General features: G+C 65.8%; 28 protein-coding genes. 9 read left to right on the top strand and 19 right to left on the bottom strand.

The genetic code is table 11. The features are described from left to right. The first annotated feature begins 96 nt into the window (after window positions 1-96). Both H977_RS0105645 and H977_RS0105640 read left to right on the top strand, forming a co-directional pair. Entirely contained in the window at window positions 97-717 is a 621-nt protein-coding gene (locus tag H977_RS0105645; RefSeq protein WP_155946533.1) for a TetR/AcrR family transcriptional regulator, read from the top strand. After that, window positions 714-1,583 (top strand): EamA family transporter, encoded by an 870-nt coding sequence (locus tag H977_RS0105640; protein WP_029106931.1) that lies wholly within the window; start codon window positions 714-716, stop codon window positions 1,581-1,583. The genes H977_RS0105645 and H977_RS0105640 overlap by 4 nt, the downstream gene beginning before the upstream one ends. Here H977_RS0105640 and H977_RS0105635 read toward each other — a convergent pair. From H977_RS0105635 to H977_RS0105625, 3 genes are read right to left on the bottom strand one after another with little or no spacing between them, the layout of a single operon-like run. Beyond that, on the bottom strand, window positions 1,580-2,338 hold the full coding sequence (locus H977_RS0105635; protein ID WP_029106930.1) for an Rv2686c family ABC transporter permease subunit: 759 nt from the start codon (window positions 2,336-2,338) through the stop codon (window positions 1,580-1,582). The genes H977_RS0105640 and H977_RS0105635 overlap by 4 nt on opposite strands. Further along, window positions 2,335-3,048, bottom strand: a complete 714-nt coding sequence (locus tag H977_RS0105630) for a fluoroquinolone export ABC transporter permease subunit (protein ID WP_029106929.1) — start codon at window positions 3,046-3,048, stop codon at window positions 2,335-2,337. Before H977_RS0105630 ends, H977_RS0105635 begins: the two co-directional genes overlap by 4 nt. Continuing rightward, window positions 3,045-3,917 carry an ABC transporter ATP-binding protein gene (locus tag H977_RS0105625; RefSeq protein WP_029106928.1) on the bottom strand — a complete coding sequence of 291 codons (873 nt, stop codon included), beginning with the start codon at window positions 3,915-3,917 and terminating at the stop codon, window positions 3,045-3,047. Before H977_RS0105625 ends, H977_RS0105630 begins: the two co-directional genes overlap by 4 nt. A 137-nt stretch (window positions 3,918-4,054) precedes the next feature. Between H977_RS0105625 and H977_RS0105620 the strand changes: the two genes are divergently transcribed. Next, complete coding sequence (locus H977_RS0105620) at window positions 4,055-4,522, top strand: GbsR/MarR family transcriptional regulator (RefSeq protein ID WP_029106927.1); 468 nt, start codon at window positions 4,055-4,057, stop codon at window positions 4,520-4,522. Between the two features lies 1 nt (window position 4,523). Here the strand turns inward: H977_RS0105620 and H977_RS0105615 are convergent, their stop codons facing one another. From H977_RS0105615 to H977_RS0105600, 4 genes are all read right to left on the bottom strand, one after another. Further along, a complete protein-coding gene (locus H977_RS0105615) occupies window positions 4,524-5,387 on the bottom strand; it encodes an SAM-dependent methyltransferase (RefSeq protein ID WP_029106926.1) in 864 nt (287 codons plus the stop codon). Window positions 5,388-5,469: 82 nt separating this feature from the next. Beyond that, complete coding sequence (locus H977_RS0105610) at window positions 5,470-6,069, bottom strand: TetR/AcrR family transcriptional regulator (RefSeq protein ID WP_029106925.1); 600 nt, start codon at window positions 6,067-6,069, stop codon at window positions 5,470-5,472. Then, a complete protein-coding gene (locus H977_RS0105605; RefSeq protein WP_029106924.1) occupies window positions 6,066-7,571 on the bottom strand; it encodes an FAD-dependent oxidoreductase in 1,506 nt (501 codons plus the stop codon). The genes H977_RS0105610 and H977_RS0105605 overlap by 4 nt, the downstream gene beginning before the upstream one ends. Before the next feature lie 148 nt (window positions 7,572-7,719). Beyond that, complete coding sequence (locus tag H977_RS0105600) at window positions 7,720-9,210, bottom strand: hypothetical protein (RefSeq protein ID WP_155946532.1); 1,491 nt, start codon at window positions 9,208-9,210, stop codon at window positions 7,720-7,722. A gap of 135 nt (window positions 9,211-9,345) precedes the next feature. Between H977_RS0105600 and H977_RS0105590 the strand changes: the two genes are divergently transcribed. The 3 genes from H977_RS0105590 to mmsB are packed head-to-tail and all read left to right on the top strand — an operon-like array spanning window position 9,346 to window position 12,954. Beyond that, window positions 9,346-10,866: a CoA-acylating methylmalonate-semialdehyde dehydrogenase gene (locus H977_RS0105590; RefSeq protein ID WP_029106921.1), complete on the top strand. Its 1,521-nt coding sequence runs from the start codon at window positions 9,346-9,348 to the stop codon at window positions 10,864-10,866. Window positions 10,867-10,898: 32 nt separating this feature from the next. After that, a complete protein-coding gene (locus H977_RS0105585; RefSeq protein WP_502691147.1) occupies window positions 10,899-12,071 on the top strand; it encodes an acyl-CoA dehydrogenase family protein in 1,173 nt (390 codons plus the stop codon). A gap of 10 nt (window positions 12,072-12,081) precedes the next feature. Continuing rightward, window positions 12,082-12,954, top strand: a complete 873-nt coding sequence (gene mmsB / locus H977_RS0105580) for a 3-hydroxyisobutyrate dehydrogenase (RefSeq protein WP_029106919.1) — start codon at window positions 12,082-12,084, stop codon at window positions 12,952-12,954. An 11-nt stretch (window positions 12,955-12,965) separates the two neighbouring features. Here mmsB and H977_RS0105575 read toward each other — a convergent pair whose 3' ends face one another. Then, on the bottom strand, window positions 12,966-13,781 hold the full coding sequence (locus H977_RS0105575; RefSeq protein WP_029106918.1) for an HAD family hydrolase: 816 nt from the start codon (window positions 13,779-13,781) through the stop codon (window positions 12,966-12,968). A gap of 116 nt (window positions 13,782-13,897) precedes the next feature. On the opposite strand from H977_RS0105575, the gene H977_RS0105570 reads away from it, so the two are divergent. The 3 genes from H977_RS0105570 to H977_RS32615 all read left to right on the top strand — a co-directional run bounded on the left by H977_RS0105570 (window position 13,898) and on the right by H977_RS32615 (window position 16,932). Continuing rightward, window positions 13,898-14,560 carry a response regulator gene (locus tag H977_RS0105570; RefSeq protein WP_029106917.1) on the top strand — a complete coding sequence of 221 codons (663 nt, stop codon included), beginning with the start codon at window positions 13,898-13,900 and terminating at the stop codon, window positions 14,558-14,560. Then, window positions 14,557-15,774, top strand: coding sequence for a GAF domain-containing sensor histidine kinase (locus tag H977_RS0105565; RefSeq protein WP_051288688.1), 1,218 nt, complete (start codon window positions 14,557-14,559; stop codon window positions 15,772-15,774). Before H977_RS0105570 ends, H977_RS0105565 begins: the two co-directional genes overlap by 4 nt. A 135-nt stretch (window positions 15,775-15,909) precedes the next feature. After that, complete coding sequence (locus H977_RS32615; RefSeq protein ID WP_081681626.1) at window positions 15,910-16,932, top strand: alpha/beta fold hydrolase; 1,023 nt, start codon at window positions 15,910-15,912, stop codon at window positions 16,930-16,932. On the opposite strand, the gene H977_RS0105555 is transcribed toward H977_RS32615, so the two are convergent. The 11 genes from H977_RS0105555 to secY form a co-directional block, all read right to left on the bottom strand. Beyond that, window positions 16,929-17,366, bottom strand: coding sequence for a hypothetical protein (locus H977_RS0105555; protein WP_029106915.1), 438 nt, complete (start codon window positions 17,364-17,366; stop codon window positions 16,929-16,931). The genes H977_RS32615 and H977_RS0105555 overlap by 4 nt on opposite strands. A gap of 56 nt (window positions 17,367-17,422) precedes the next feature. Then, the gene (locus tag H977_RS0105550) at window positions 17,423-17,926 is read right to left on the bottom strand and encodes a MarR family transcriptional regulator (RefSeq protein ID WP_029106914.1); all 504 of its coding nucleotides are present in this window, start codon (window positions 17,924-17,926) and stop codon (window positions 17,423-17,425) included. Between the two features lie 58 nt (window positions 17,927-17,984). Beyond that, window positions 17,985-19,016: a pyridoxal phosphate-dependent aminotransferase gene (locus H977_RS0105545; RefSeq protein WP_029106913.1), complete on the bottom strand. Its 1,032-nt coding sequence runs from the start codon at window positions 19,014-19,016 to the stop codon at window positions 17,985-17,987. Continuing rightward, complete coding sequence (locus H977_RS0105540; protein ID WP_036475174.1) at window positions 19,016-20,053, bottom strand: 3-oxoacyl-[acyl-carrier-protein] synthase III C-terminal domain-containing protein; 1,038 nt, start codon at window positions 20,051-20,053, stop codon at window positions 19,016-19,018. Before H977_RS0105540 ends, H977_RS0105545 begins: the two co-directional genes overlap by 1 nt. Before the next feature lie 20 nt (window positions 20,054-20,073). Further along, complete coding sequence (locus H977_RS0105535; RefSeq protein ID WP_029106911.1) at window positions 20,074-20,754, bottom strand: hypothetical protein; 681 nt, start codon at window positions 20,752-20,754, stop codon at window positions 20,074-20,076. After that, a complete protein-coding gene (locus H977_RS0105530; protein ID WP_029106910.1) occupies window positions 20,735-22,489 on the bottom strand; it encodes a thiamine pyrophosphate-binding protein in 1,755 nt (584 codons plus the stop codon). The genes H977_RS0105535 and H977_RS0105530 overlap by 20 nt, the downstream gene beginning before the upstream one ends. A 180-nt stretch (window positions 22,490-22,669) precedes the next feature. Beyond that, complete coding sequence (locus H977_RS0105525) at window positions 22,670-23,404, bottom strand: anti-sigma factor family protein (protein ID WP_029106909.1); 735 nt, start codon at window positions 23,402-23,404, stop codon at window positions 22,670-22,672. Then, window positions 23,401-23,928 (bottom strand): sigma-70 family RNA polymerase sigma factor, encoded by a 528-nt coding sequence (locus H977_RS0105520; RefSeq protein WP_029106908.1) that lies wholly within the window; start codon window positions 23,926-23,928, stop codon window positions 23,401-23,403. Before H977_RS0105520 ends, H977_RS0105525 begins: the two co-directional genes overlap by 4 nt. 114 nt (window positions 23,929-24,042) lie before the next feature. Then, window positions 24,043-24,831: a type I methionyl aminopeptidase gene (gene map / locus H977_RS0105515; protein WP_196808180.1), complete on the bottom strand. Its 789-nt coding sequence runs from the start codon at window positions 24,829-24,831 to the stop codon at window positions 24,043-24,045. Window positions 24,832-24,836: 5 nt separating this feature from the next. Next, window positions 24,837-25,382 carry an adenylate kinase gene (locus tag H977_RS0105510; protein ID WP_029106906.1) on the bottom strand — a complete coding sequence of 182 codons (546 nt, stop codon included), beginning with the start codon at window positions 25,380-25,382 and terminating at the stop codon, window positions 24,837-24,839. Continuing rightward, complete coding sequence (gene secY, locus H977_RS0105505; RefSeq protein ID WP_029106905.1) at window positions 25,379-26,704, bottom strand: preprotein translocase subunit SecY; 1,326 nt, start codon at window positions 26,702-26,704, stop codon at window positions 25,379-25,381. Before secY ends, H977_RS0105510 begins: the two co-directional genes overlap by 4 nt. Window positions 26,705-26,893 lie beyond the last annotated feature (189 nt).

Below are 26,893 nucleotides of genomic sequence, written 5' to 3'. Positions count from 1 at the left end.
GTCCTCCGGAAAGTTGTGGCCAAATTCTTTTCAAGATTGGAAAATAATGGCGGCGGGTAACCACCGGCGTCAACCGAAGTGACGAATTCGTGAAGGATGGGACCGGTGGGACGGCCGAACCGACAGGCTCAACGACGCGAGGAAATCCTCGACGCTGCGATCGCACTGATCGAACGCAACGACCTGACGACGCTGCGGATCGCCGATGTGGCCGCTGAGCTTCGGCTGACGCCCAACGCCGTCCGCTACTACTTCCGGGAGATGGACCAGCTGCTCTCCGCACTCGCGCAGCGCTCGGACCGCAAGTTCTACGACGATCGGCTCGCGGTGGTGGAACGCACGCCGGATCCACGGGATCAGATCGCGTTCATGATCGCCGCGGGCCTGCCGTCCGGACCCGAGGACGCCGAGTGGCGAGCCATCTGGCGGGCCGTGCTGGCCGCCGGGTTCGTGCTCGACGAGCGCCGCGATATTCAGCATATCTTTCACCGGCAGGTGGGTCTCTACGCCCGGATCCTCGAAACCGGCTTCACCGCAGGTACTTTCGCACTGGCCGCTCCCGCACGCGATATCGCCATGACACTGATGACCATGGAGGACTATCTCGGATATCGCATCGTGGCGCGGGATCCGGACCTGGACCGCGCCACCGCGCTACGGCTGATGCGGAACTACGCGGAAATGACGACGGGGGCTGCGCTTCCGGTGCCAGCGTGACCACGCGCGCCCCACTCGGGGCTGCACTCCTGGTGGTGATCGCCGCGGCCAGCCAGGAAATGGGTGCGGCGTTCGCGGTCGGCCTGTTCGCCGCCGTCGGCGCCGTCGGGGCGTTGTTCGCGCGCTTTGCGGTGGCCGGCGTCATCCTGTGCGCGGCGGTCCGCCCGTCCGTGCGGGGTCTGTCGCGACAGGCCTGGGGTGCGGCGATCTCCTTGGCCGTGACACTCGGCACGATGAACCTCTGCTTTTACCTTGCCATCGCCCGGATCCCGCTCGGTGTCGCGGTGACCGTCGAAGCCCTTGGTCCCCTGATTCTTTCGGTGGTGACGGGCGCGCGACGGGCGGCTTGGCTGTGGGCTGCACTGGCCTTCGCAGGCGTTGCGCTGCTGGGCCTTCCAGGCGGCGGCGGTGCACGTTTCGAGCCCGCGGGATTCGCCTTCGCGGCTTTTGCGGGCGTCGCCTGGGCCGGCTACATCCTGGCGTCTGCACGTACCGCCGCGGAGTTCCGCCGGGTCGACGGTTTGGCACTCGCCACCGCCATGGGCGCGCTCGTCATCGCCCCGTTCGCGGCGACGTCGGTAGACCTGGCTGCGCTCAACTGGCAGGTGCTCGGCGTGGGTGCGGCCGTAGGACTGATGTCGTCGGTGATCCCCTACTCGTTGGAGCTGATCTCCCTGCGCCGGCTGCCGCCTGCCACGTTCGCCGTGCTGACCTGCCTGTCACCGGTGACTGCGGCACTGGCCGGGCTCGTGGTTCTGGGTCAGCAGATCGGCGTGCTCGGCTATCTGGGCGTCGGACTCGTGACCGTCGCGAGCGTCGGTGCGGTGCGATCCGGGCATGCCGGACCGGCCGAGCCGCTCGGTTAGCTGTTCTTGGCCAGGAACCGGCGGAACAACAGCCACGCGACGGCCACATTGAAGAGCACCCCACCGACCAGATAGGGCCACCAGATGCCATGTGCGCTGGCGACCCAGAACGCCTTGGCCGCCCAATAGGGCGGCAGCACGCCGAAGGCCAGATTCCATGGCGAGTCGATGAACCAGGGCAGGCACGGCAGCCCGGCGATGAGCATGCCCAGTGCGCGCAGCATCGCGATGCCCTGGATCTTGTTTCCGGCCATGGCCAGTATGAGCAGCAGCGTCACCACGGCGGACAACCCGGCGACCATCCCGATCGGTATCAGTGCCGGGATCAGTCCCGGCTCGAGAATGCCGCTGAACGACAACGTGGCGATCACATACACGGTGGTCACCACCATCACGGTTCCCGCGCGGTAGCCGAAGAACGTCGACATCGGTACCGGGGTCACCCGCAACGCGGCCATGGTGCCTGCGTCGACCTCATCGAGCACAAGGAACGCGCCAAGACCGCCGGCGATGATGATGCTCGTCAGCAGGAGGAACGCGGTGAGCACCAGCGGGTAGTACGGGACGAGGTCGAATTCGTAACGACGCGAAAGCATCTCGGTGACCATCGGCGTCAGGATCGCGACACCGCTGGTCCAGATCACCGGCGCGAGCACCAGCATGACCAGCAGCGGATCCCGGTAGGTGCCACGAATATCGTTGCGACCAAAGGCAGTCAGCGCCTTTCGGGTGGCGGGCGTGAGAATCGCGTTCACAACACACCCGACCTTTCGACGACGTAGCGGCCGAAGAGCACATGGGCCGCCCGCCAAAGGACGACCAGGCACACCACGGGATACAGCACCGAGTAGAGCACCTGCCAGCCCGTCAAGGTCAATTGGTCGAATGCGGCGCCGAGCAACAGCAGTGGCCCCTGTGTCGGAACGACGTAGAGCACGGGGTGCGGCCACAATCCCGAGTAGTAGATCAGCGGCGGGACGAGCATGACCGCCAGCGGGACGGTTGCGGTGAGAAACCAGTCGGTGACCGACGCGAACGGCAGCGAGGTGATGAACCCGACCAGCAGCATCAGCAATGTCCCGAGCAACACCCCACCGATCAGCGGCGCCGGATGATAGGTGAATCCATCGGCAACGGTCGCCACGACGATCGCCACGAACAACGAGATGGCCACCAGTATGAGGAGTTTGGCGACGAGATACTCCCAGAACCGCAGCGGGGTGGAAATGATCGCGCCGAGCGTGCGTTCCTGCTTCTCGAAGAACACCGAGCCGCCGACGAAGAAGAAGCCGATGATCGCGATGTCCCCGGCCAGCACATAGGGTTCGGCTACCGGGCGTAGGTCATGCGGCATGGGCAACAGCACCGCCAGCCAGATCAGACCGGAGAACACACCCGCATGCAGAAACTTCTGCCTGGCCGCGACGGTGAACTCCAGCCGGATCGCGGTGAGCAACCGGGTCATGACAGCTGCCGTCCGGTGACTTCGACGAAGACGTCGTCGAGACTGGCTTCGCGACTGTGAATCGTCTCGACGTGGTGATTGCGCAGAATCGCGTGGAAATCGGGATCATCGGCCAGGCCATCCATCCCGAACGCGGTCGCGGCCAGCCCGTCGGGTGTGCGGTACTGCACCCGGACCTGACGTTGGCTCCGGGCGATTTTCAATTCGGCCGGGGTGTCCAGTGCAACGATGGTGCCGTCGACGACGAAAGCCACCCGGTCACACAGCTCGTCGGCGGTGGACATGTCGTGGGTGGTGAGAAAGATCGTGCGACCGCGGGCCTTCAAGTCCAGGATGATGTCTTTGACCTTGCGGGCGGTGACGGGATCGAGCCCCGACGTCGGCTCGTCGAGGAAAAGCAGATCCGGATTGTTGATGAGTGACCGCGCGAACGTCAAGCGCATCTGCATTCCCTTGGAGTACTTGGAAACCCGGGTCTTGGCAGCGTCAGCCAGACCGACCGCATCCAGGAGTTCGAGCGGGTCGGCGGTCGGGCCGTCGTAGAGAGAACCGAAGAACTTGAGGTTCTCCAGACCGGTGAGCTTGTGATAGTGGTTCGGCAGTTCGAAGGACACGCCGACACGTTGGTAGTAGTCCGGCCCCCAGTCCACCGGGTCGCGGCCCCACACCGTTGCTTGGCCACCGTGCCCACGCAGAAGGCCGATGAGCAGCTTCTGCGTGGTGGATTTCCCGGCACCGCTGGGGCCGAGGAATCCGAAGATCTCCCCATTGCCGACGGTGAAGTCCATTCCCCTGACCGCCGGCTCGGTTGAGCGGGGATAGGTGAATGTCAAGCCCCGAACGTCGATGACATCGGTCGCTGTAAGCATCAGTGCCCTTCCGTGCAGACGAAAATTCCATCTCCGACCAGACTTCCCGGAACACCGGTCATGACTGTACTAAACTTTCAGTAATAATTGAAGGTTATTTCCGGCGAGGAGGATTCGCGGTGGTGAAATCGGCAGATATGCAGCAGGAAGCCGAGCAACTCGCCCTGGTACTCAGCAGCCACGGCATGCAGCGGATGACCGCCCGCGTGCTCGCCACCCTGCTGTTCACCGAACGACCCCACGTCACCATGGCCGAGTTGGCCGACACACTGCAGGCGAGTGCCGGATCGATCTCAGGCTCACTCAAGATGTTGACATCAGTCGGCCTGGCCGAGCGCGTACCGGTCCCGGCCAGCCGGCGTGATCACTTTCGCTTGCGCGACAACGCCTGGGCGGTCCTGTTCACCAACCAGAACGCGACCATCTCAGCCATGCAAGCCGCGGCCGACATCGGGATTGCGGCTACCGACCGCAACAGCTCCGCGCACCAGCGGCTTACCCAGATGCGTGACTTCTACGCGTTTCTCATGGCTGAGATTCCCGCAATCCTGGAGCGGTGGCATCAAGCGTCCGACGACGTTCGCAGCGGGGGGACAACGGAGTGACTCAGCGGCCGGCATACACCGCACGCTCAATCTCCGACACCGGATGATCGCGGCCGGCCGGCCGCAGGTAGCGCTCACGGTACTCGGCTGGTCCGGGCTGTTCGATTACCCGCCAACCGTATTCGGCAAGCAGGTCGTCGACCTCGGCTGGGTCCATGCCGAACTTCCACAGCCGCTCTTCGGTCACGAACTTCTGATGAGCGCGTTCGGCACCGTACAAGGCAGTGCCGTCGACGAAGTCTCTCCGGAAATGCGTGAATGCCAAGCGGCTGCCCGCAACGGAGCCGCCCAGACTCCTCAACGTTTGCCGTACAACAGCCTCCGGTAGGTACATCGTCACGGACTCCCAGACAAAGAACGTGCGCATACCGGCATCGAATCCGTTGTCGGTCAATCGCTCTAACACATCGTCAGTCGCGAGGTCGATCGGCACAAGCGTGACGTTGTCGGGAATACCTCCGAAACACCGGCGCAGCGCTCGGGATTTGATCACGATGTTTGCCGGGAGATCGGCCTCCCATATCCGGACACCGGCAATCTCGGACACGCGATACGCACGGGTGTCATAGCCTGCTCCGAGAATCACCACGGCTTCAAGCCCCCGCGTCATGGCGTCCCGGAGCAGGTCATCGATATACCGCTTGCGACACAGCAGGCTGGCCCAGCCGCCCGGCACCGACTTCTCGGTCCCGGCGATCATGGCCCGCCGCACTGCGTGAGATCGGCTGAGAACTGTCAACGCACACCATGGGCGGGGAAGAATTCCGGCGGCCCACGGATCCAAGACCAGTGGCGGGTGATCGTACTGGTCTATCGCCACGATCAATGTCGGCCCCAGTGCGGTCCGCTCAACTCCAACGCTCACGTGTGCACCTCACCGTCGCAGATCTACACATCTGCCGACCAGACTTCCCGGCACACCAAGGGCGACGTTAGCAGCAGATCCTTTACGGCAGAAGACCCATTTGGTGGTAGACGGCCCGCAGATAGCGCCGCATCTCGTCGGTGTCGGGCGGGCCGGGCTGTAGGACGCGGAAAGTGATGGCACCGACCATCATGTCGATGGCCACGTCGAAATCGGTGTCGTCAGCGACAGTTCCGTACTCGCGGGCTCGCTCGAGCAGGCGTGCGGCCAGCTCACGTCGCGGGAGGATGTAACGATTCCAGTACACCGCCATGAGCGCCGGATGGCTGACCGCTGATCCGTAGACTCGTGCGACGAGTGCCCGGTAGTGCGGTGTGGTGGTGGTAAGTGCCGCGCTCTCGATCGCGGCTTCCACCAATTCATACGGGGACTCGTTATCGATCGCCTCCCGCGAGGCCCAGCCCACTTCCTCGGCGACCAGTGTCTCCATTGCGGCGGCGATCAGCTCTTCCTTTGTCGCCCACCGGCGGTAGATGGTGGGCTTGCCCACCATCGCGCGCTTGGCGATCTGCTCGATACTCGACCCTTCGACCCCGCGTTCGATGAACAGGTCCAACGCCGCCTGCAGGATTGCACGATCGGTCGCCGCGTCCCGTGGCCGGCCACGACTGGGCGTCGTCACCGCACCGCCCCTGAGTCCAAAGCGGCTGTCAGCCAACGGTCCAGCCCTGCGGCCTCTTCCGGTTTACCGCGCCAGGCCAGATGAGCATCCGGACGGATCAGCATGATGTCCTTGCCGTCATGATGCAGGCTCGTGACGAAGTCGCCGAGGCGCTGCCGCACAGGCTGGATGTCGTCAGGCACGCCGTCGGGCAGCAGTAGCGCCCACCGCCCGCCGAGCTCGTGATGCAATCGGGTGGCGGAGCCGTCCAAACGCGTGCAGGGCAGGTTCTCGATTCGGTCGCCGGGACGGGGCTTCCGGCCGCGGCCACCGAGCGGGCCTTTGCGATAGCTCACCCACAGTTGCGATGCGGTGTACGTCGTCCACCGCTGGATGAACGCCAGGCCGAAGAGCCGCGTGGCCACATGATCGCGCAGGAACCGGCCGATCGGGTTGCTCGCCACGTTGACACGGGTGACCGCGCTGGTCCCGCGCAGCACTTCGGTGGCCAAGGGTCGACGCTCAGCCTCATAGGTGTCGATGAGCTTGTCCGAAGCACGATCTCGGACCACCAGGGCAAGTTTGAATGCCAGGTTCTCGGCGTCGCCGATGCCGGTCAACATGCCCTGCCCGCCGAACGGCGCATGAACGTGCGCGGCATCTCCGGCAATCAGGACCCGCCCCTGCCGGTACCTGTCGGCAAGCCGGCGGTGCACGGTGAACACCGACAGCCACTCGGCGTCACCGATGCCAACCGCGCGGCCGGTGCGCTGTGGCACGACCTTTTCGACCCTCTCCAGAATCTCACTCTCGCTTGGCTTTTGACCGAGCGTCGGATCGTAGATGAACAGGCGCCAGAGATCGTCACGACCTGTCGAATCAGGCATGGGCATCGCGCCGACCACTCCGTCGGGGTGGATCCAACCGCTCGTCCCGCCACGGTCGACATCCCAGTCCAAGTGCACATCAGCCAGCAGGAAACGTTCGGAGAGCTTGACCCCCGGAAACGCGATACCGACCTGCTGCCGGGTCACGCTGGTGGAGCCGTCGCATCCCACCATCCACTGTGCGCGGATCTGGGCACCGTCCCCGAGTTCGGCCACAACGGAGCCGTCCTCTTGCCGCATACCGACAAGCGCCCGGCCCCATTCCGGCTGGACCCCGAGTTGAGCCAGCCGGTCCCGCAGCGCCGCCTCGACCTTGGCTTGTGACACCACCATGGGCGGCGCGGCCGTGCCCTTGCCGGGATCGCCGAACTCCAACGTCATCACCGGTCGGTCGCCCAGATAGTTCGTGATCCGCATGGCCGGCAACGACTGGTTCGGCAGGTCGCCCAGAGCGCCGATCCGGCCGAGCACCTCAGATCCGCGGGCGTGCAGGAAGTTGGCCCTGGAGGTGGTGGCGGGTCTCGGCGCCCGGTCGACGACGCGCACCGAAAGCCCGTGCAGCCGCAGGGAACAAGCGAGGGTCAGGCCTGTCGGCCCGGCGCCCACCACGATGACGTCCGTATCGATACCAGCCATGCCGATTATATTAACGAAACGGTTTCGTAATGAAAAGGCCGACTCTCGAACGTGCGCCGAGACCGATCGAGCCTGCAGTCACCGTGTCATTCCCTGGCAACGATCCGTCGGTGACTACAGGCTCGACATGTGGGCCGCGGCCCAGGTGTTACTCGCCGCCGCCCGAAGCGCCGGGTGAACCGGTGCTGCCGCCATCAGATCCGGCCGATGCCTTCTTTTCGGGTTTTGCGTCAGGTTTTGCGAACGCCTTCTTGACGCCGTCACCGATCTTGTCGACGGTGGCTGTGATCTTCCCACTCACTTCGGAAACCAGCCTGGCCGCAGGCTGGCTCGTTCCATTCTTGCCCACGCGCTTACCGGGAATCGCGATGAGGCTGTCACGAACCAGGGGCTTCGCCGCCGACTCCACCTCTGTCACTTCAGTTTCGGGGCCTTCCACAGCTGTGGTCCCCGACGCGGGCACTGTGCCGGAGTCAGTGGAGGTTGTCAGCGACACCGGGGACACCGGAGCCGCGGTCTCCCCAGCGATTTTCCCGGCCGGCGTTTCGATGGTGTGTGCCTCCGCGGCCGGAAGCGCGAGGGGCGTCGAACCAGGCAGGTCCGCAGCACCGAGCGGCTCTTCAGGCTCCGCCGGTGGCGGATTGAGGATGTTGGCGATGTCCTTCATGTAGGAATCGTTCGACCATCGGATGGTGTCGGCGATTCCGACCAACGCGCTGGCAATATTGGCGACACCGTGTTGGACCGCGTTGAAGGCCTTGGCCGGATCACCCTCCGGGATCGCCTCCGCCAGCCCGTCCAGCGCACCCGCCGCCGCGTTCATCACCTGGAAAACCCCCAGCAACTGACCCGGGCCCATTGACCAGGCCATGTTCATGACCACCTTCGTCACATCGCCCGCCACCTCGAACTGATGTTCCACATAGTTCTGGAGGGCGATGAATTGCATGAACGCGCCAAAGAACGGCCCCATGAAGACCGGCGTGAATGACCCGATGGCGCCGGTGAAATCACCGGCCGCGGCCTTCTCGAAGAAAGCCGCCAACGCTGGAGGGAAGTCGGTGGCAATGCCCGCGCCGAGCTCGCCGAGCGCGCTGGCGATTCCGCCCAGCGTCTCACCATCGGCCATCGCCTTGCCGATCAAACCGAAGACGATCGGGAAGGGGTCGTCGACCTTGGCCTGAATGGCGTCCCGCACGGCAGCGCCGGCTTTCTCGAAGACCGGGCTGAAGACCTCGATGGGGTTGTCGATGGCGGTGGCGCTGAGTTGCACCGCATGCGTGTGGACGTCGGGTGGTGGGGCCGCCACCGGGGTTACGGCGATGACACTGGCACCGACCAGTGCAATGCCGGCCGTTACATAGGGCCGCAGAGCGAGTCTCAACTCGTTCTCCTTCTGTTCTCCGAGATGCCAGCGACCGCTGACCGCGTGAACGTATCTGAGAAGACGCTGAGGAACATTCACATTCTGTAACACGTTCCAATTGTTGACGTGGCGAACTCCCGGGTGCCGACAACCGCGTTCGGCCACTCGCCGCCGTCGGCCGGGAAAGCCGTTCGCACACAAGGCAACTGCAAGCGGCGGCAAAGCGATTGGGTTCCGATACTCAGACCTGGCAGCGATCGGGGTAATCGTCACCGGAGTCGCGGCGCGGACGCATGGTGACCGATTTTCCGTCAGCCCTTGCTAAGGCCGACGGCAATTACTAGGATATGCAAGTATCTCGGGTACGCCCCGAGCGACCAACTGCGCATCTCTCTTGGACGGAACGCCATGACCACTCAAATTCCCCACTTCATCAACGGCCGGCGCACCACCGCCGCGTCGACCCGTACCGCCGATGTGCTCAACCCCAGCACCGGCGAGGTGCAGGCACAGGTGGCCCTGGCCTCCGCCGCCGACGTCGACACCGCCGTCGCAGGCGCCGCCGAGGCGCAGAAGGAATGGGCTGCCTACAACCCGCAGCGCCGCGCCCGCATCCTGATGAAGTTCATCGAACTCGTCACCAAGCACGCCGACGAGCTGGCCGAAATGCTCTCCCTGGAGCACGGCAAGACCGTCGCCGACTCGCACGGCGACATCCAGCGCGGCCTGGAGGTCATCGAGTTCTCGGTCGGCATCCCACACCTCCTCAAGGGCGAGTTCACCGAAGGCGCGGGCACCGGCATCGACGTGTACTCGATCCGTCAGCCCCTGGGCGTGGTCGCCGGCATCACCCCGTTCAACTTCCCGGCGATGATCCCGCTCTGGAAGGCCGGCCCCGCGCTGGCATGTGGAAATGCGTTCGTGCTCAAGCCTTCCGAGCGCGATCCCTCCGTGCCACTGCGGCTGGCTGAACTGTTCATCGAGGCCGGTCTGCCGGCCGGCGTGTTCCAGGTGGTGCAGGGCGACAAGGAAGCCGTCGACGCAATCCTCGAGCACCCCGAGATCAAGGCCGTCGGTTTCGTCGGTAGCTCCGACATCGCGCAGTACATCTACTCGGGCGCGGCCGCGCACGGCAAGCGCGCCCAGTGCTTCGGCGGCGCCAAGAACCACATGATCGTGATGCCCGACGCCGATCTGGACCAGGCCGTCGATGCACTGATCGGCGCCGGCTATGGCAGCGCCGGCGAGCGCTGCATGGCCATCAGTGTCGCGGTGCCGGTCGGTGAAGAGACTGCGAACCGGTTGCGCGCCAGGCTCGTTGAGCGGGTCAACCAGCTGCGGGTCGGACACAGCCTCGATCCCAAGGCCGATTACGGGCCACTGGTCACCGGCGCGGCACTCGAGCGGGTCCGCGACTACATCGGCCAGGGCGTCGAGGCGGGCGCCGATCTGGTGGTCGATGGCCGCGAACGGGCAAGCAACGAGCTGACTTTCGGCGACGCCAGCCTGGAGGGCGGCTACTTCATCGGCCCCACCCTGTTCGACAACGTCACCACCGACATGTCGATCTACACCGACGAGATCTTCGGTCCGGTGCTGTGCATCGTCAGAGCGCACGATTACGAGGAGGCTCTGAAGCTGCCCTCCGAGCACGAGTACGGGAACGGCGTGGCGATCTTCACCCGCGACGGCGATGCCGCACGCGATTTCGTCTCCCGTGTCCAGGTCGGCATGGTGGGTGTCAACGTCCCGATCCCGGTTCCGGTGGCCTACCACACCTTCGGCGGCTGGAAGCGGTCCGGTTTCGGCGATCTCAACCAGCACGGACCGCATTCGATCCTGTTCTACACCAAGACCAAGACCGTCACCGAGCGGTGGCCGTCGGGCATCAAGGATGGCGCCGAGTTCGTCATCCCGACCATGAAGTAGTTGACTCCGTGGACCTGAACGACCCCTACAGCCTGAGCGAGGACGACCGTGTCATCACCGACACGGCCGCCGCGTTCGCCGAAAAGCGCATCGCGCCATATGCGTTGGAATGGGACGAGACCCACCACTTCCCCACCGACGTATTGCGCGAAGCGGCCGAACTCGGCATGGGCGCCATCTATTGCGGTGAGGACGCCGGTGGCAGCGGGCTGCGGCGCCTCGATGCGGTACGCATCTTCACCGCTCTCGCCGCCGCCGATCCCACCCTGGCGGCGTTCCTGTCCATCCACAACATGTGTGCCTGGATGGTGGACAGCTTCGGCACCGAGGAGCAGCGCAAGACCTGGGTGCCCAGGCTGGCCTCGATGGAGGCCATCGCCAGCTACTGCCTGACCGAGCCGGGCGCCGGCTCGGACGCGGCGGCGTTGCGCACGAGGGCCGTACGGGACGGCAACGATTACGTTCTGGACGGGGTCAAGCAGTTCATCTCGGGGGCCGGCAGCTCGGACGTGTATGTGGTGATGGCCCGAACCGGGGCTGACGGACCGAAGGGCATCTCCGCGTTCGTCGTCGAAAAGGATGCGGCAGGGCTCAGTTTCGGCGCGCAGGAACAGAAGATGGGCTGGAACGCCCAACCGACCGCACAGGTGATCTTCGAAGGCGTGCGGGTTCCGGCAGAGGCCCTGCTCGGCCGCACCGAGGGCACCGGGTTCGGGATCGCGATGAACGGCTTGAACGGCGGACGGATCAACATCGCCGCATGCTCGCTCGGCGGCGCCCAGGCTGCCTACGACAAGACGGTGAGCTATCTGGCCGACCGCCAGGCGTTCGGCGGGGCCCTGCTCGATGAACCAACCATCCGATTCACTTTGGCCGACATGGCCACCGGCCTGGAGACGTCGCGAAACATGTTGTGGCGGGCGGCTTCGGCGCTGGACGCCGACCACCCCGACAAGGTGACGTTGTGCGCGATGGCCAAGCGGTATGTCACCGACACCTGCTATGAGGTGGCCGATCAGGCGCTGCAATTGCACGGCGGCTACGGCTATCTTCGTGAGTACGGTCTGGAGAAAATCGTCCGGGATCTGCGGGTGCACCGCATCCTTGAGGGAACCAACGAAATCATGCGGGTGGTCATCGGGCGTTCTGCCGCGGGCGGAGCCCGCAATCCAGCAGGAGCGTCCGTGTCCACCTCAATCGGATAGGGAGACTTGAGTGAGCACGATCGCGTTCCTCGGCTTGGGACACATGGGCGGCCCGATGGCGGCCAACCTGGTCGCAGCAGGCCACACGGTGCACGGCTTCGATCCCGTGCCGGCATCGAAGACCGCCGCTGAAGCCAAGGGCGCCAAGGTCTTCGACACCGGCGCCGAGGCTGTGGCCGGAGCCGAAGTGGTGATCACGTCACTGCCCAACGGCAACATCGTCAAAGCGTGCTATGCCGAGGTGCTGCCGGTTGCGGCGGCAGGCACGTTGTTCATCGACACCTCCACCATCTCGGTCGACGATGCCCGCGAGATTCACGCGAAGGCAGGCGAACACGGCCACGCCCAGCTCGACGCCCCGGTGTCCGGCGGCGTGAAGGGTGCGACCGCGGGCACGTTGGCGTTCATGGTCGGCGGCGAGGATGACGCTGTCGAGCGTGCCCGCCCGGTGCTGGATCCCATGGCGGGCAAGATCATCCACTGCGGCGGATCGGGCACCGGCCAGGCTGCCAAGCTCTGCAACAACATGGTGCTGGCGGTGCAGCAGATCGCGGTCGGCGAGGCTTTCGTCCTGGCCGAGAAGCTGGGCCTGTCCGCGCAGGCACTGTTCGATGTGGTCACCGGCGCGACCGGAAACTGCTGGGCAGTCCACACGAACTGCCCGGTGCCAGGGCCCGTTCCGACGTCTCCGGCCAACAACGACTTCAAGCCGGGGTTTGCCACCGCACTGATGAACAAGGACCTGGGCTTGGCGATGGCTGCGGTGATGTCGACCGGCTCCTCAGCTCCGCTGGGAACCCACGCGGCCCAGATCTATGCTGCCTTCGCCGACGAGCACGCCGACAAGGACTTCAGCGCGGTGATCGAGACGCTGCGCGGCTGATTGCGGAAGTTCTACGCGGCGGACGGGCTGCGCTGGGCCCACCACTGAGTGTGCAGCCGTTGGCACACCGACAGCCGCAGTGCGTCGGCGCCGGCGAAGTCGGGGCGTACGGCGACGGCCGCAGCGGTGCCGCGCAGGTTGCTCGCGTATGCGCCGGCGTCGGGCTCGATCAACACACTGGCCATCCCCGCCCCGCTGGCGGCCCGCAGGCCCGGGGCAGAACCCACCAAGGCCAGTGCGTCGTGGCCGGCGACTCCCAGCTCGACCAGGGCATGCCGGTACAGCTCGGTCCCGGTCGCGCTCACGTCATCGGTGGTGACGACGGTTTCCACCAGGCCCTCACCGACCAGCTGGCGCACCAGTGGTTCGGCCCAGCGTCGACGACCCGCGGCCACCACACCGACGGGAAGCCCGGCCAGGAACGCGTCGTTCATCAGATCCTCCAGGCCCGGCCGCGGCGTCAGGCCGGCGTCGAGGATCATCTCGTCGAACATCATGTCCTTGGTCATGCAGATCTCGTCGGCGAGCACCTCGGTGAGCACATCGCATTCCGGCCCCACGCACCGCTTGCGCAACTCGGCGGCGACCCGCTGGCGTTCGTCATGCAGCGCGAGAAGCTGCTGGTAACGGGCGACCCCCCATTGGATGGGCAGACCGTGCGCGGCGAATGCGGCGTTGAAGACGACGCGATGGCCGTCCACGTCGAGATCCGACAACGCGTCGAGGTCCAGGATCACCGCACGTAGCGGATGGGCGCTCGTTTCGGCCCGGGCACAGTCCCACCAGAACCGCCCGGCACGCCATGACTTCTCTTGTGGTGTGGACACCCCATGACAGTGGCCCACGTCACATCCGGGGCGCGTCCCCCCTAAGGGGGATTTGGGGAGTTGAAGTTGAGCTGCTCCTGCCCTCGGAAGGCCGTCACCACCTCTAGGGTGATGCCATGGCGCCCTCCAATCCGGTGCGCCTTGTGCTGGTCGATGACCATGAAATGGTCATCGAGGGTCTCAAGGCCATGCTTGCTGCGTTCAACGACCGGGTCGAGGTGGTCGGCCAGGCCGTCGGCGCGGAGCGGGCGGTCAGCGTGATCGAGACCCTCAACCCCGACATCGTGTTGTGCGACGTACGCATGGAGGGTTCCAGCGGACTGGACCTGTGCCGGGTGCTGCGTGAGCGGGACCCGGACCGCAAGGTGGTCATGCTGTCGGTCTACGACGACGAGCAGTACTTGTTCCAGGCGCTGCGGGTCGGTGCCGCGGGATACCTGCTCAAGAGCATCAGCAGCGACGAGCTCGTGCGCCAGATCGAGTTCGCCCACAGCGGCCAGACCGCGATCGATCCGGGGATGGCGGCCCGCGCCGCCGGCACCGCGGCGCGGCTGCAGCGCGACGAGTTCTGGCCGGGCGTGCGGCAGGGGCTGACCCAACGCGAGAGCGAGATCCTGTCCTTCGTCGTCACCGGCCTGTCCAACCGTGGAATCGCCAACAAGCTGGTGATCGGCGAGGAAACGGTGAAGACCCACCTGCGCTCCATCTACCGCAAGCTCGGGGTCAGCGACCGGGCAGGTGCGGTGGCCACGGCGCTGCGCGAAGGCATCTACCAGTGACGGGCGACAAGCCGGGGCGCGAACTCGGCCCTGTCGACCTGACTGCCGACCGTGAGCTGGCCCTGCTGCGCGAGCTCATCCGGGCCGCATCGAGCGGTCCCGGTGTGGAGCCGCTGGCTGCCGCGGCGGCCCGGATGATCACCGAGGCCACCGCCACCGACGTGTGCTTCGTACACGTCCTCGACGATTCGGATCGTGCGCTGACGCTGGCCGGGGCTACGCCGCCGTTCGATGCAGAGATCGGCAAGATCCGGCTGCCGCTGGGTCAGGGCATCTCCGGCTGGGTGGCCAGCCACCGCCAACCGGTGGTGATCAGCCACAACAAGGAATCCGATCCCCGCTACATGCCCTTCGAGTCGTTGCGCGGGCGCGACTTCACCTCGATGGTGTCGGTGCCGATGGAGACGGGGCCGGGCGGGCTGGTCGGCGTGCTCAATGTGCACACCGTCGATCGCCGCGAGTTCACGCCGCGTGACGTAGAGCTGCTGTTGGTGATCGGCAGGCTGATCGCCGGCGCGCTGCACCAGGCCCGGCTGCACCGTCAGCTGGTGGCACGCGAGCGGGCCCACGAGAACTTCGTCGAACAGGTGATCCAGGCGCAGGAGATCGAGCGGCGCCGGTTGGCCGGCGACATTCACGACGGCATCTCGCAGCGGTTGGTGACGCTGTCCTACCGGCTCGATGCGGCGGCCCGCGCGGTCGAGCCCGAGACCGTCGCCGAGCAGTTGGCGGCTGCCCGCGAACTGGTTGCGCTGACGCTGCAGGAGGCCCGGGCCGCGATCGGCGGATTGCGCCCGCCGGTGCTCGACGATCTCGGCTTGTCCGGTGGGCTGGCCAGCCTGGCGCGGTCGATCCCGCGGATCGAGATCGACGTGGACCTCGCCGAGACGCGGGTGCCCGACCACATCGAGCTGGCGTTGTACCGGATAGCCCAGGAATGCCTTCAGAATGTGGTCAAACATGCCGAGGCCGACCGGGCGCGGCTCACCTTCACCGTCGAAGAGGGTGTGGCGCGGCTCGAAATCGTCGACGACGGAAAGGGTTTCGACACCTTCGAGCATCCGCTGGGCAGTGACGAGATGGGCGGTTACGGCTTGCTGTCCATGGCCGAACGGGCTGAGATCGTCGGAGGCCGGCTCAACATCCGGTCCCGGCCGGGCGCGGGTACCACGGTGATCGCGACCATCCCGCTGCCCTCGGTCATGGACCCGTGACGCAGCGCTCACCGTTCCTCTAGGTGTGCGCGCACGGCGGGCACCGCGCGGGCGATCAGCGGTGGCCACCAACTCCTCAATTCCTCAGCCTGCAGATCGCGAGCTAGGTCTGTCATCGCGGTAAAGTCGCCGCCGATGACCTTGATTCGCACGCTCGCCGCCGCCATCACTGTCCTCGTCACGACCGCCGCGGTCGCCGGATGCCAGTCCTCGGATCGCAGTCCCGCCTACGGTGCCGACCTGCAGGGTTTCGACTACCCGCACCCGGTCCACGAGTTCACCTTCTCCTCGCAACAGAAATCGCTGCAGATGAGCTACATGGACGTGCAGCCTGCGAAACCCAACGGCCGCACGGCCGTGTTGATGCATGGCAAGAACTTCTGCGCGGCAACGTGGGAGCAGACGATCGACGAACTCACCGCCGCCGGCTATCGCGTGATCGCGCCGGATCAGATCGGGTTCTGCAAATCGAGCAAACCCGCGTCCTATCAGTTCAGCTTCCACCAGCTCGCGCGCAACACCCACGCGCTGCTCAAGTCGCTCGGTATCGACCGCGCGACGGTGATCGGCCATTCGACGGGCGGCATGCTCGCGGTGCGCTACGGGCTGATGTATCCGCAGGAGACGGAGCAGCTCGCGCTGGTGAACCCGATCGGACTCGAGGATTGGAAGGCGAAGGGCGTGCCCGCGCTATCCGTCGACGACTGGTACGCCCGGGAACTGAAGACCACGGCGGACAGCATCCGCCGCTACGAGCAGGCCACGTATTACGCCGGACAGTGGAACCCGTCATATGAGCCGTGGGTGCAGATGCTGGCCGGTATGTACCGGGGCCCCGACAAGGCCCAAGTGGCGTGGAACTCAGCGCTGCTCTACGACATGATCTACACGCAGCCGGTGCTGTACGAATTCGACCAGCTTCAGGTACCGACACTGTTGCTCATCGGCCTCAAGGACACGACCGCGATCGGGAAGGACGCCGCGCCGCCCGAGGTGCAGTCGAAGATCGGCCACTATCCGGAGCTGGCCAAGGCCACACAGCGGGCCATTCCGCACGCGACGCTCGTCGAGTTTCCCGACCTCGGGCATGCACCGCAGATGCAGGATCCGGCGGTGTTCCATGCGGCGCTCCTCAAGGGGCTCGCCACGCTGAGCTAGCCCCCGAGCCTCCCGGCCAGTTCCGGGCACTCATACTTGAGCGCCACGTTCACGATCGTCATGAGCGCATCGGGCGGAAGCTTGCTGCCCATCTGGATCAGCACGTTGACGACATCCTGCTTGGTCTTGTTGAAGCTGCCCCCGGCCATGATGCAGGCCATCATCAGCTGGTTCCCGATCGCGCGGTCGGACCCTTCGATGCCGGCGGCGCGTACCTCGTCGAACGCCTCCGGCGGCAACCCCGCAGAACCACGTGGCCCTGCCGCCGTCGGCTTGGGACTTCTTGTGGCAGATGGTCTGGGCGCCTTCGACGACGACGTGAACGGCGTGACGTCATCGGGGGCGGTGGCGACCCCTGTGGTCGTGGTGCTGCAGGCCGCCATCAACACGACGGCGGCGGAGCCCAGCGCCGCGGCTACCCGCTTGGCTTGCATGCTCGCTCCCCTCAACTACGTTCGAGGGTAGTGGCGTTCTCGGCCGGAAACGCGCCTCAGAAATCCCCGGAGTGTCGGCGCAGCGTCTCGATCGAGGCCACCAGCGCTTGAGATTCCTCGTCCGACATCCCGACGTCGGCGAACACTTGCCGGTTCAGCGTCACCGTGGCGTCCTCGACCGTCGAACGACCCAGCTTGGTGATCTGCACCAGCGTCGTACGTCCGTCGGTGGGGTGCGGGACGCGCTCCACCAGACCACTGGCTTCCAGGCGACGGATGGCGTGCGTGACGCTGGTGACGTGGACCTGGAGGCGATCGGAGGCCTTGGTGATCGGCAGTGCACCGGCGCGGCTGAACGCCAGCAGGCGCAGCAACTCGAACCGCGAGAAGCTCAGATCGTAAGGCCGCAGCGCGGACTCCACCCGGGCCAGCAGGATCTGGTGGGCCCGCATCACCGACGTCACCGCGACCATGCCGCCCGCCACGTCGCCCCACCCGGCGGCTTCCCAGTTCGCGCGGGCCTGCGCGATGGGATCGCGTTTGTCCGGTGGTGAGGGCACGCCTCTTCTTACCGCATCGCCGGGCGGGCCCGCGCAACGATGCGCGCATTCCTGTGCTTCAGGCGGCTGCCGTCACCGCGCCCAGCACGGCCTGGGTGGACTGTCGCGATCCGATGGTGATCCGCACACCGCCATCGGCGTAGTGGCGGAGCTGAAGTCCGGTGCCGTCGAACACCTCCGGCCACGGCAACGTCCCGCCGGGCAGATACAGGAAGTTGGCGTGTCCGTCTGTGCTGTAGACGCCGAGCGCCCGCAACCGCTTCTGCATGTAGTGCCGTTCCGCAGCGATCATCCGGATACGTTGACGCAGTTGATTTTCCGCATCGTAGGACGCCGCGACAGCCACCTGGGCGCTGAGTCCGATTCCGAACGGCAACTGCATGCGCCACAGCTGACGGCCGAGATCGGGAGCGCAGAATCCGTAGCCGATCCGGAGCCCGGCCAGACCGTAGGCCTTCGAAAAGGTGCGCACCACCACGACATTGCCGAAGCGCGCCACCAGGCTAGGACCGTCGATGCGCTGTTCGGCGGCCAGGAACTCCACGTATGCCTCGTCCAGCAGCACGACGGTGTCCGCGGAAAGCCGGTTCAGGAAGCGCTCGATCTGGGCCGCCGGTTCGATGGTGCCCGTGGGGTTGTGCGGCCGGCAGACCACCACCACCCTCGCGTCGCGCCCGGCCTCGGCCATCGCATCCAGATCATGGTGACCGTGTGCGTCGAGCGGAATGGTCACCCTCCGCAGTCGCGCCATCTGCGCGAAGATCGGATACCCGTCGAAGGTGGGTTCCGCGGTCACCATGGTGTCGCCGGGACTGGTCACCGCGTGCAGCACCTGCATGATCACCCCGGTCGCGCCGGCACCGACGATCACCTGCTCCTCGGCCACTCCGTCGTGGTCGGCGATCAGCGATCGCAACCGCTGTGGCAGGAATTCCGGATACCGGTTGGCGGCCTCGTCGCACGCGCGCAGCGCTGAGCGCACCGCGGGCAGGGGCGGAAACGGGCACTCGTTGAGCGACAGCGCCAACGGATTGACCGCCTGTGGCAGTGCGCCGACGACGTCGGACAGCGCGGTGCGCGGTGCCACCATCACACGTTCCCGAAGCCGGCGCGGCCACCCCACCGCACTGCGGCGGCAGCGGCGAAGTCACCGGCGTGGGCGAAGGCGGCCATCAGCACGGTATCGCCTGCCTTCACCCGGCCGCCGGTGACGGCTCGGTCCAGATTGACGGGAATGCCTGCGGCGAAGAGGTTTCCACATTCATCAAAGGTGTCGACGTGTCTCGATTCCGGCAACTCCAGCGCATCGCGCCAGTTGCGCAGGAACACCCGGTTGGGCTGATTGGTCACCAACAGGTCGATGTCCTTGGGCTGCATACCGATCCGGTCGCAGACGGCGTAGGACACCTCAGGCACCTGGCGGTTGCCGCGGGCCAGCACCTTGGTGATCTTGCTCTCGGTGAAGCCGATGGACGCCTCGCCGGGGCCGGCTTGCCACCATTTTCGCGGCGGATCCATGACGATGGTCATGTCCCCCGCATACTCGCCGTAGGTACGGCATTCGATGTCGAGGACGGGTGACTGGTCGGACAGTGTCACCAGGCCAACGGCGGCCCCGTCGCCGGGCACCGCGGCCTGGGACTTACGCCGAATGGTCTGCTGATCGAAGACCTGGCCGGCCGAGTTCTGGGCGATCGCGATCACCGCGGTCCGGCCCTCCCCCGCGCTCAGCAGTGTGCGGGCCACCTTGAGCCCCAGGATGAATGCCGCGCAGCCGCCGTTGTGCAGGTCGATCACCCAGTTGGGTTTCATGCCGAGCCGGTGCGCCATGCCGCCGCCGCCACCGTAGAACGGCATGTCGGGCAGCTGCGTGTGGGTGATCAACACATCGGCCCCGGCGATGACGTCGGAACCATGCCGCTCGATCAATCCGGCGGCGGCCCGCTCCACCATGTCGATCGCGGATTCCTCGGGCGCCACATGATGACGGAACCGCGGCGCCCGGAACATGACATTGTCGGCGAGCTCGTCGGTCTCGGCGAACCCGGCGTAATAGTCGGCGCCGATCGGATCACCGGGCAGATAGGTGGACACGTCGATGAGGCTGACGGGATTCTTCGCGGACATATCGGTAGTCATTGCCGGGCTCATTTCATCCAGGCCGGGGTGACCGGCAGACCGTTGAGGTGCCGGTATTCGGCGATTGCCTTGAGGTTTCGCAACTCCAGCAGATGGCCGGGACCGAACATGTCCCAGAAGTCGCCCACCCAGACCGGTCGCGCCGGCGGCGCGGTCTCCGGATAGGGGTTCTCGTCATAGAACGGGTGGTGGCAATTCGTCCACAACACAACCGATCCCGGCTTGTCCAAGACCACCTGCGCATCCACGATGCGCATCAGGTAGACCATCCACAGGTGCTTTCCCTGATCCCAGGCACAGTGGTAGTCGACGGTGAGTGCGTCACGGTTGGCCACGGTGCGGGTGTAGATCTCGCTGCCCGGTCCTGACGGCCCGGCACCGAGGCGGTCGTGGGCCAGCCACAGGCCTGGTTCCTCGGTCGGGGTGAAGCCGCGCAGGCTGTAGGTCCACTCCTCCAGACACCGGGTGTCGGACAGGTAGTCGAACAACTCATCGGGCGGGCACTCGATGTAGTCGTTGACGGTGCAGTATTGACCGAACACCTGGTCGTGTGGATAGACCGACCGCATCATGTCCATGATGATCGGCGTGGCCTGCTCCTTGGGTGAGGTCTCGATCCGGATGAGTCCCTCCAGCGGACTTCCGGTGCCTCGCTGGGCTGTGATGTCTTCAAGCGCGGGCAGTGACATGGGACTTGTTCTCCTCTGAGATGGAAGGTGTGCTGTCGGTTGCCAGAAATGCTGCGAAAGGCGGGATTTCGTCGGCTGAACACTCGATGCTGAGCACCGACGGGCCCTCGGTGTCCAGTGCCATGCCCAGCGCCCCGGGTAGTTGCCGGATGTCGGCGACGTCGTATGCGGGCAGACCGGGAAACATCGCGGCCAGCCCGGCGCCCAGTCGGCTCGCGCCGAACCTGTTGTAGGAGTAGCGATCTTCGTAGAACAGCTGTTCACGGGTGACGCACATGGCGTGCGCGTGGTTGTCGAACAGCACGAAGGTGATCGGCAGCCGGTAGTGCAGCGCGGTGTGAATCTCCATGCCGTGCATGAAAAATGAGCCGTCACCCGCGATCACCGCGGTGCGCCGCGGGCGGCCGGACGCCGTCACGGCGGCAGTCGCCGATGCCCGGTGAAACGTCATTCCGATGCCTGCGCCGAAGCTGTAGCCCATCCCGCCCATACCTAGCGCCACCATGAACCGGCCGTCGCGCCGGGCCGGCAGATAGTGGATGGCCGAGGCCCCGATGTTGCCCGCGTCGACGACGATGTCGGTGCCGTCGGGCAGGGTTTGGTCGAGGACCGCCATCGCGTCGCGGTACCTGATGCCGGGGCCGTCATGGGCCGGCGGCCGCAGTTCGGTCCGCGGCGCCATGTCCGCCACCCGAACCTGAGTCGGCCGGCCGGGCCCCGAGAGCGCCCCGGCCAGCAGCGACAGCGATACGCGCAGGTCGTCCGAGTGGACGTGGGTGCACGGCACGTGGGGCACATGCGCACCGATCGAATAGGTCGGGACCGAGCCCAGCGAGCCGTCGAGCCCGGCCCGGGCGGTCACCGTCATGCGGGTGCCCACCACGAGGCACAGTGCGCTCTGCGCTGCGGCAACGGACACCCCGGGATGGCCCATCACACCGGCTACGCCCAATGCGGAGGACGAGCCGAAACCCGGGGTGCCCGCCACATCCTTGGCGTCGGGCACCGTGGCGATCCGCGCCCGCAGGGTGGCCCGCAGTCGTTCCAGTTCGCCACGGGCATCGTCGCGGGCCACCTGTTCACCGGCGATGATCGTGATCGGGCCGTCGACGCGGCGCAGCGCCTGCTCGAGCGGGCCGAGGTCGGCATGGCGGACGTCCGTCGCGGCGGCGACGGCCCGGCCGTTGCCTGTCCCGGGCGGCATTTCAAGTTCGGCCTGTTGAATGTCCTTGGGCAGCAACAACACCGCGGGTCCACCGGCACGTGCCGCGGCCAGCGCCTCCGGAAGGGCGGTGAGAATCTCGGCCGGGGTCAGCACCCTGCGGCAGTACAGCGAGACCGCCGAGAACAAGGCATGCCCGTCCAGGCTTCCATTGGCCCCGCTGGTGTCCTGGAACGCGCCGCGGCCGTCGAGGGTTGTCGGCGCCTGACCGATCAGGGCCAGCACGGGAACCCGGCTGGCCAGCGATTCCGCCAGTCCGGGCACGGTGTTCAGGCAGCCGCCGCCAGAGGTCGCGGCCACCACGCCGATCCCCGCGCCGCTGCGGCTGTAGCCGTCTGCCATTGTGGCAGCGGAGAATTCGTGTTTGGCGAGCACCGCGGTGATGTCGTCCCGGAAGTACGCCGCGTCGTAGAGGTCCTCGATGTTGGCACCGTCCACGCCGAAGATGTGCGTGATGCCGTTCGCAGCCAGATGGCCGGCGATGTGGTCCACCACCCTGTGCGACTTGACCATGTGTCACCTACTTCCGTGCTCTGCCAGTGACACGACACGTGGGTGGTCTCGGTTCACCGTGAGAACGGATTGGTGCGAACTCCCTGCGATCTCACAGGAGACCGGAAGGCCGCCGCCGCGCCGAACATCACGCTGGGGTGGCCCTCGAGTCCGAAGGCCACCCCAGCGTGACGAAGCCGCTCAGAGCTGCTTTTCCAGCAGCACCTTGCCATCGGGGGACGTAACCAGTTGCACCGCAGCGATATCCGACTGGGGCATCTGGGTGTTGCCGCTGGGCAGCGCGGTGGCGCCGGACAGACCCAGCCACGTCGCGATCTCGTCGCGGCTGCCGTCGCGGCCGATCACGACCATGCCGAGGTTCTGCGGAGGCGCATCCTGCTTGCCCCAACTGCCGTAACTGCAGGCCATGTCGATCCTGGTGCCCCAGGAGTAACTGGTCATCGCGATGCTGGCGTTGATCGGGGTGTCGGCCATCTTGGACATCGCCAGCATCTGGGCGCTCTGCTGCTCGGTGCCGCGCTGCATGCCGAACGTCTCGGGCCGGACTCCGAGCACGACACCGACCGCGAGCAGTGCCGCGGCCAGCCCCACGGCTGCCGTCGTCACCCATCGCGAACGGCGGCGCCTCCAGCTCACCTTGGCCAGCACGGACTGCAGCACTTCGGGCCGCAACGGAGGATCGGGCTGTTCGGATTCGAGGGAAAGCACGTCCTCGAGGTCGAGCATGGCCAGCAGCGCGGGCATACCGCTCAATTCGGCCACCGCGGAACGGCACTGCGCGCAGACCTCCAGATGGGCCTCGTATTCGCGTCGCTCGTTGCTCTCGAGCGATCCCAGAACGTAGGCCGCATCCCAGGTCCGGTAACGATCGAACTCGACCGGATCAGGGGTGTGGGGCACACCGAACTGTGTCATCGTGTCACCCCCATCTCTTGCAGGTTCAGTCGTAGGGCACGTACCGCGTAGTGCAACCGTGATTTCACGGTGCCCTCGGGTATGTGCAGGTCTTCGGCAATCTGACCGGTCGTCCAGCCCTGGTAGTACGCCCGGCGGACCACGGCCCGGTGTTCGTCGGAAAGCTGGCTCAGCGCCGTGCTCAGCAGGATTCGATCCAAGGCGTTGTCCACTTGGTCGGGGATACCAGCAGTCCCGGCATGGTCTGCCACCTGTTCGGGGTCGGGCACGCCGGTTTCGTTGCGAAACCGGGCACTCCTGCGTTCATCGATGATCATATTGCGGGCCACGGTGAACAACCAGGCTCGTGCCGATCGATCGGTGTCGGCGGTGACGTCGGGGTGACGCCACGCACGCAGCAGCGTTTCCTGCACCACGTCCTCCGCACGGGCGCGGTCGCCCGTCAGTCGCAGGGCGTAGCGCCACAGCGCGGCAGCATGCTCGTCGTAGAGCACCCGCATCATGGCGGCCTCCGGATCATCCATTCCCTACCTCCGTCATTGATACGACGTTGGGGGCGATCCGGTTCAATTACTACCTTTGCGCGAGGACTTGCACCAGCGCGGACGCGAGATTCAGGTAGTGATTGCTGGCGTCAATTACAAGGTGAGGATTCTGGGACCGTCTTCGGTGACGGCGACGGTGTGCTCCCAGTGCGCCGCACGGGTGCCGTCGGCGGTGACGACGGTCCACTCGTCGTCGAGGATGACGGTCTCGGTGGTGCCGAGGGTGAGCATGGGTTCGATCGCCAGTACCGAGCCCGGCTCCAGATACGGACCGCGTCCGGGTGCGCCCTCGTTGGGCAGGAACGGGTCCATGTGCATCTGCCGGCCGATGCCGTGGCCGCCGTAGCCGTCGACGATGCCGTACTTGCGGTCGTGGCGAGCCTCGGCGGCGTGGGTTTCGACCTCTATCGCGTGCGAGACGTCGGTCAGCCGATTGCCGGGCAGCATCGCGGCGATGCCGGCCTCCATGGCCGATTTCGTTGCGGCAGAAAGAGCTTCGTCCGCGGCGATGATCGCGCCGATCCCGAAGGTGACGGCCGAGTCGCCATGCCAGCCGTCGACGATCGCACCGCAGTCGATGGACACCAGATCTCCGGCGGCCAGTTTTTCGTCCGCCGACGGAATGCCATGCACCACACGGTCATTGACAGACGAGCAGATACTGGCCGGGAATCCGTGGTAGCCGAGGAACGACGGGGTGCCGCCACCGTCGCGGATCACGGATTCCGCGATCTGATCCAATTCCAGGGTGGAAACGCCGGGTGCCGCAGCGGCGCGCACCGCGCGCAGTGCCGACGCGACCAAAGCGCCGGCCACAGCCATCGCGTCCAACTCTCCGGCGCTGCGCTGCGCAACGACCTTGCGCCTGCGCAACCCCGGCATCCTGATCACTTACCCAGTGCGTGCAATGCGCGGGCGAACACCTCGTCGAGGCCGCCCACCGCATTCACGGTCTTCAGTTCGTCGCGGTAGTACTCGAGCAGCGGCTCGGTCTCTTCGCGGTAGACCTTCATGCGGTTGCGGATGACCTCGTCGGTGTCGTCGGCGCGGCCGCGGCCCTTGAGGCGGGTCAGCAACTCGTCCTCGGACACCTGGAACTCCACGACCGCATCGAGTTGGGTGTTGCGCGCGGCAAGCATGTCCTTCAGCGCGCCCGCCTGCTCGACCGAGCGCGGGTAGCCGTCGAGGATGAATCCGTCGGCCGCGTCGGGTTGGTCGATGCGGTCCTCGACCAGACGATTCGTCAGCTCGGCGGGAACCAGATCGCCGGCGTCAAGGTAGCGCTTGGCCTCCAGGCCGAGGGGGGTGCCGTCACCGATGTTCTTGCGGAACAGGTCTCCGGTGGAGATTTGCGGGATGCCGAGCTTCTCGGACAGCTTCTCTGCCTGCGTGCCTTTGCCCGCACCGGGCGGTCCGAGTAGAACGACTCTCACTTCAGGAACCCTTCGTAGTTACGTTGCATGAGCTGGCTCTCGATTTGTTTGACGGTATCCAGGCCGACACCGATCATGATGAGAACCGCGGTACCGCCGAACGGCAGGTTCTGTACCGATCCGGTGTTTCCGATCTGCAGGAACAGGTTGGGCAGAACGGCGATCACGCCCAGGTAGATCGAGCCGGGCAGGGTGATCCGGCTGAGCACGTACCGCAGGTAGTCCGCGGTCGGCTTGCCGGGCCGGATTCCCGGGATGAATCCGCCGAACTTCTTCATCTCATCGGCGCGCTCGTCGGGGTTGAAGGTGATGGACACGTAGAAGTACGTGAAGAAGATGATCAGGCCGAAGTACAGCGCGATGTACACCGGATCCGCCGGGTTGGTCAGATAGTCGGCGACGAACTTGTCCCACCAACTGTTGCCCGGGTTGGAACTGCCGCTCTGGATCAGCTGGGTGATCAAGTGCGGGATGTAGATCAGCGACGACGCGAAGATCACCGGGATGACACCGGCCTGGTTGACCTTGAGCGGCAGGTAGGTCGAGGTGCCGCCGTACATCTTGCGGCCCACCATGCGCTTGGCGTACTGGACCGGGATGCGGCGCTGGCCCTGCTCGACGAACACCACGCCCACGATGATGGCCAGTGTCGCGGCGACCACGGCGGTGAACACCAATCCGCCGCGGCTCTCCAGGATGGTCTGGCCTTCGGACGGGATCCGAGCCGCGATGCCGGCGAAGATCAGCAGCGACATGCCGTTGCCGATGCCGCGTTCGGTGATCAGCTCGCCCATCCACATCACCAGCGCCGCGCCTGCGGTCAGCACCAGCACGATGACGATCAGACCGAAGATGGAGCTGTCCTGGATGATGTCGAGGCTGCAGCCCTGCAACAGCCCGCCATTGGCGGCGAGCGCCACGATGCTGGTGGCCTGCAGGACGGCCAGCGCGATCGACAGATAACGCGTGTACTGCGTCATCTTGGCCTGACCGGCCTGACCTTCCTTCTGCAGCTGTTCGAACCGCGGGATCACCACGACCAGCAGCTGCACGATGATGCTGGCGGTGATGTAGGGCATGACGCCCACGGCGAAGACGGTCAGCTGCAGTAGCGCGCCACCTGAGAACAGGTTGATCAATGAATAGATCTGCGCCGAATCTCCGCCGCTGACCTGCTCGATGCACTTCTGGACGTTCGGGTAGTTAACCCCCGGAGACGGGATCGACGCGCCGGCTCGGTACAGAATCACCAAGCCCAACGTGAACAGGATCTTGCGTCTGAGGTCGGCCGTCCGCAGCGATGAGATGAAAGCCGAAAGCACTCTTCCTCCTGCGCAGCCGACCTCTCAGCGCGGCGTGCCAAACGGGGCTGGTGGAGCCAGCGTCAATGGTCAAATCGTGTACGGCCGCCCTGCAGGCGCGCAGCCTGCGAACTCAGCCGTCAAATCAGTCTACGAGAGTAACAGTTGCCCCGAAGACGGCCCTCCACGCACCCGCGTCGATCGGCCTCG

The organism is Mycobacterium sp. URHD0025 (assembly GCF_000426065.1).
Lineage (GTDB): Bacteria > Actinomycetota > Actinomycetes > Mycobacteriales > Mycobacteriaceae > Mycobacterium.
Note: the sequence above shows the minus strand (reverse complement) of the source record. Positions and strands in the feature narration are given on the sequence as shown.

Excerpts from the sequence above, each read along its gene's own strand:
- H977_RS0105645 (WP_155946533.1), top strand. The coding sequence starts at position 97 with ATGGGACCGGTGGGACGGCCGAACCGACAGGCTCAACGACGCGAGGAA.
- H977_RS0105630 (WP_029106929.1), bottom strand. The coding sequence starts at position 3,048 with ATGACCCGGTTGCTCACCGCGATCCGGCTGGAGTTCACCGTCGCGGCC.
- H977_RS0105625 (WP_029106928.1), bottom strand. The coding sequence starts at position 3,917 with ATGCTTACAGCGACCGATGTCATCGACGTTCGGGGCTTGACATTCACC.
- H977_RS0105620 (WP_029106927.1), top strand. The coding sequence starts at position 4,055 with ATGCAGCAGGAAGCCGAGCAACTCGCCCTGGTACTCAGCAGCCACGGC.
- H977_RS0105605 (WP_029106924.1), bottom strand. The coding sequence starts at position 7,571 with ATGGCTGGTATCGATACGGACGTCATCGTGGTGGGCGCCGGGCCGACA.
- H977_RS0105590 (WP_029106921.1), top strand. The coding sequence starts at position 9,346 with ATGACCACTCAAATTCCCCACTTCATCAACGGCCGGCGCACCACCGCC.
- H977_RS0105570 (WP_029106917.1), top strand. The coding sequence starts at position 13,898 with ATGGCGCCCTCCAATCCGGTGCGCCTTGTGCTGGTCGATGACCATGAA.
- H977_RS32615 (WP_081681626.1), top strand. The coding sequence starts at position 15,910 with ATGACCTTGATTCGCACGCTCGCCGCCGCCATCACTGTCCTCGTCACG.
- H977_RS0105555 (WP_029106915.1), bottom strand. The coding sequence starts at position 17,366 with ATGCAAGCCAAGCGGGTAGCCGCGGCGCTGGGCTCCGCCGCCGTCGTG.
- H977_RS0105545 (WP_029106913.1), bottom strand. The coding sequence starts at position 19,016 with ATGGTGGCACCGCGCACCGCGCTGTCCGACGTCGTCGGCGCACTGCCA.
- H977_RS0105540 (WP_036475174.1), bottom strand. The coding sequence starts at position 20,053 with ATGTCCGCGAAGAATCCCGTCAGCCTCATCGACGTGTCCACCTATCTG.
- H977_RS0105535 (WP_029106911.1), bottom strand. The coding sequence starts at position 20,754 with ATGTCACTGCCCGCGCTTGAAGACATCACAGCCCAGCGAGGCACCGGA.
- H977_RS0105530 (WP_029106910.1), bottom strand. The coding sequence starts at position 22,489 with ATGGTCAAGTCGCACAGGGTGGTGGACCACATCGCCGGCCATCTGGCT.
- H977_RS0105525 (WP_029106909.1), bottom strand. The coding sequence starts at position 23,404 with ATGACACAGTTCGGTGTGCCCCACACCCCTGATCCGGTCGAGTTCGAT.
- H977_RS0105520 (WP_029106908.1), bottom strand. The coding sequence starts at position 23,928 with ATGGATGATCCGGAGGCCGCCATGATGCGGGTGCTCTACGACGAGCAT.
- map (WP_196808180.1), bottom strand. The coding sequence starts at position 24,831 with ATGCCGGGGTTGCGCAGGCGCAAGGTCGTTGCGCAGCGCAGCGCCGGA.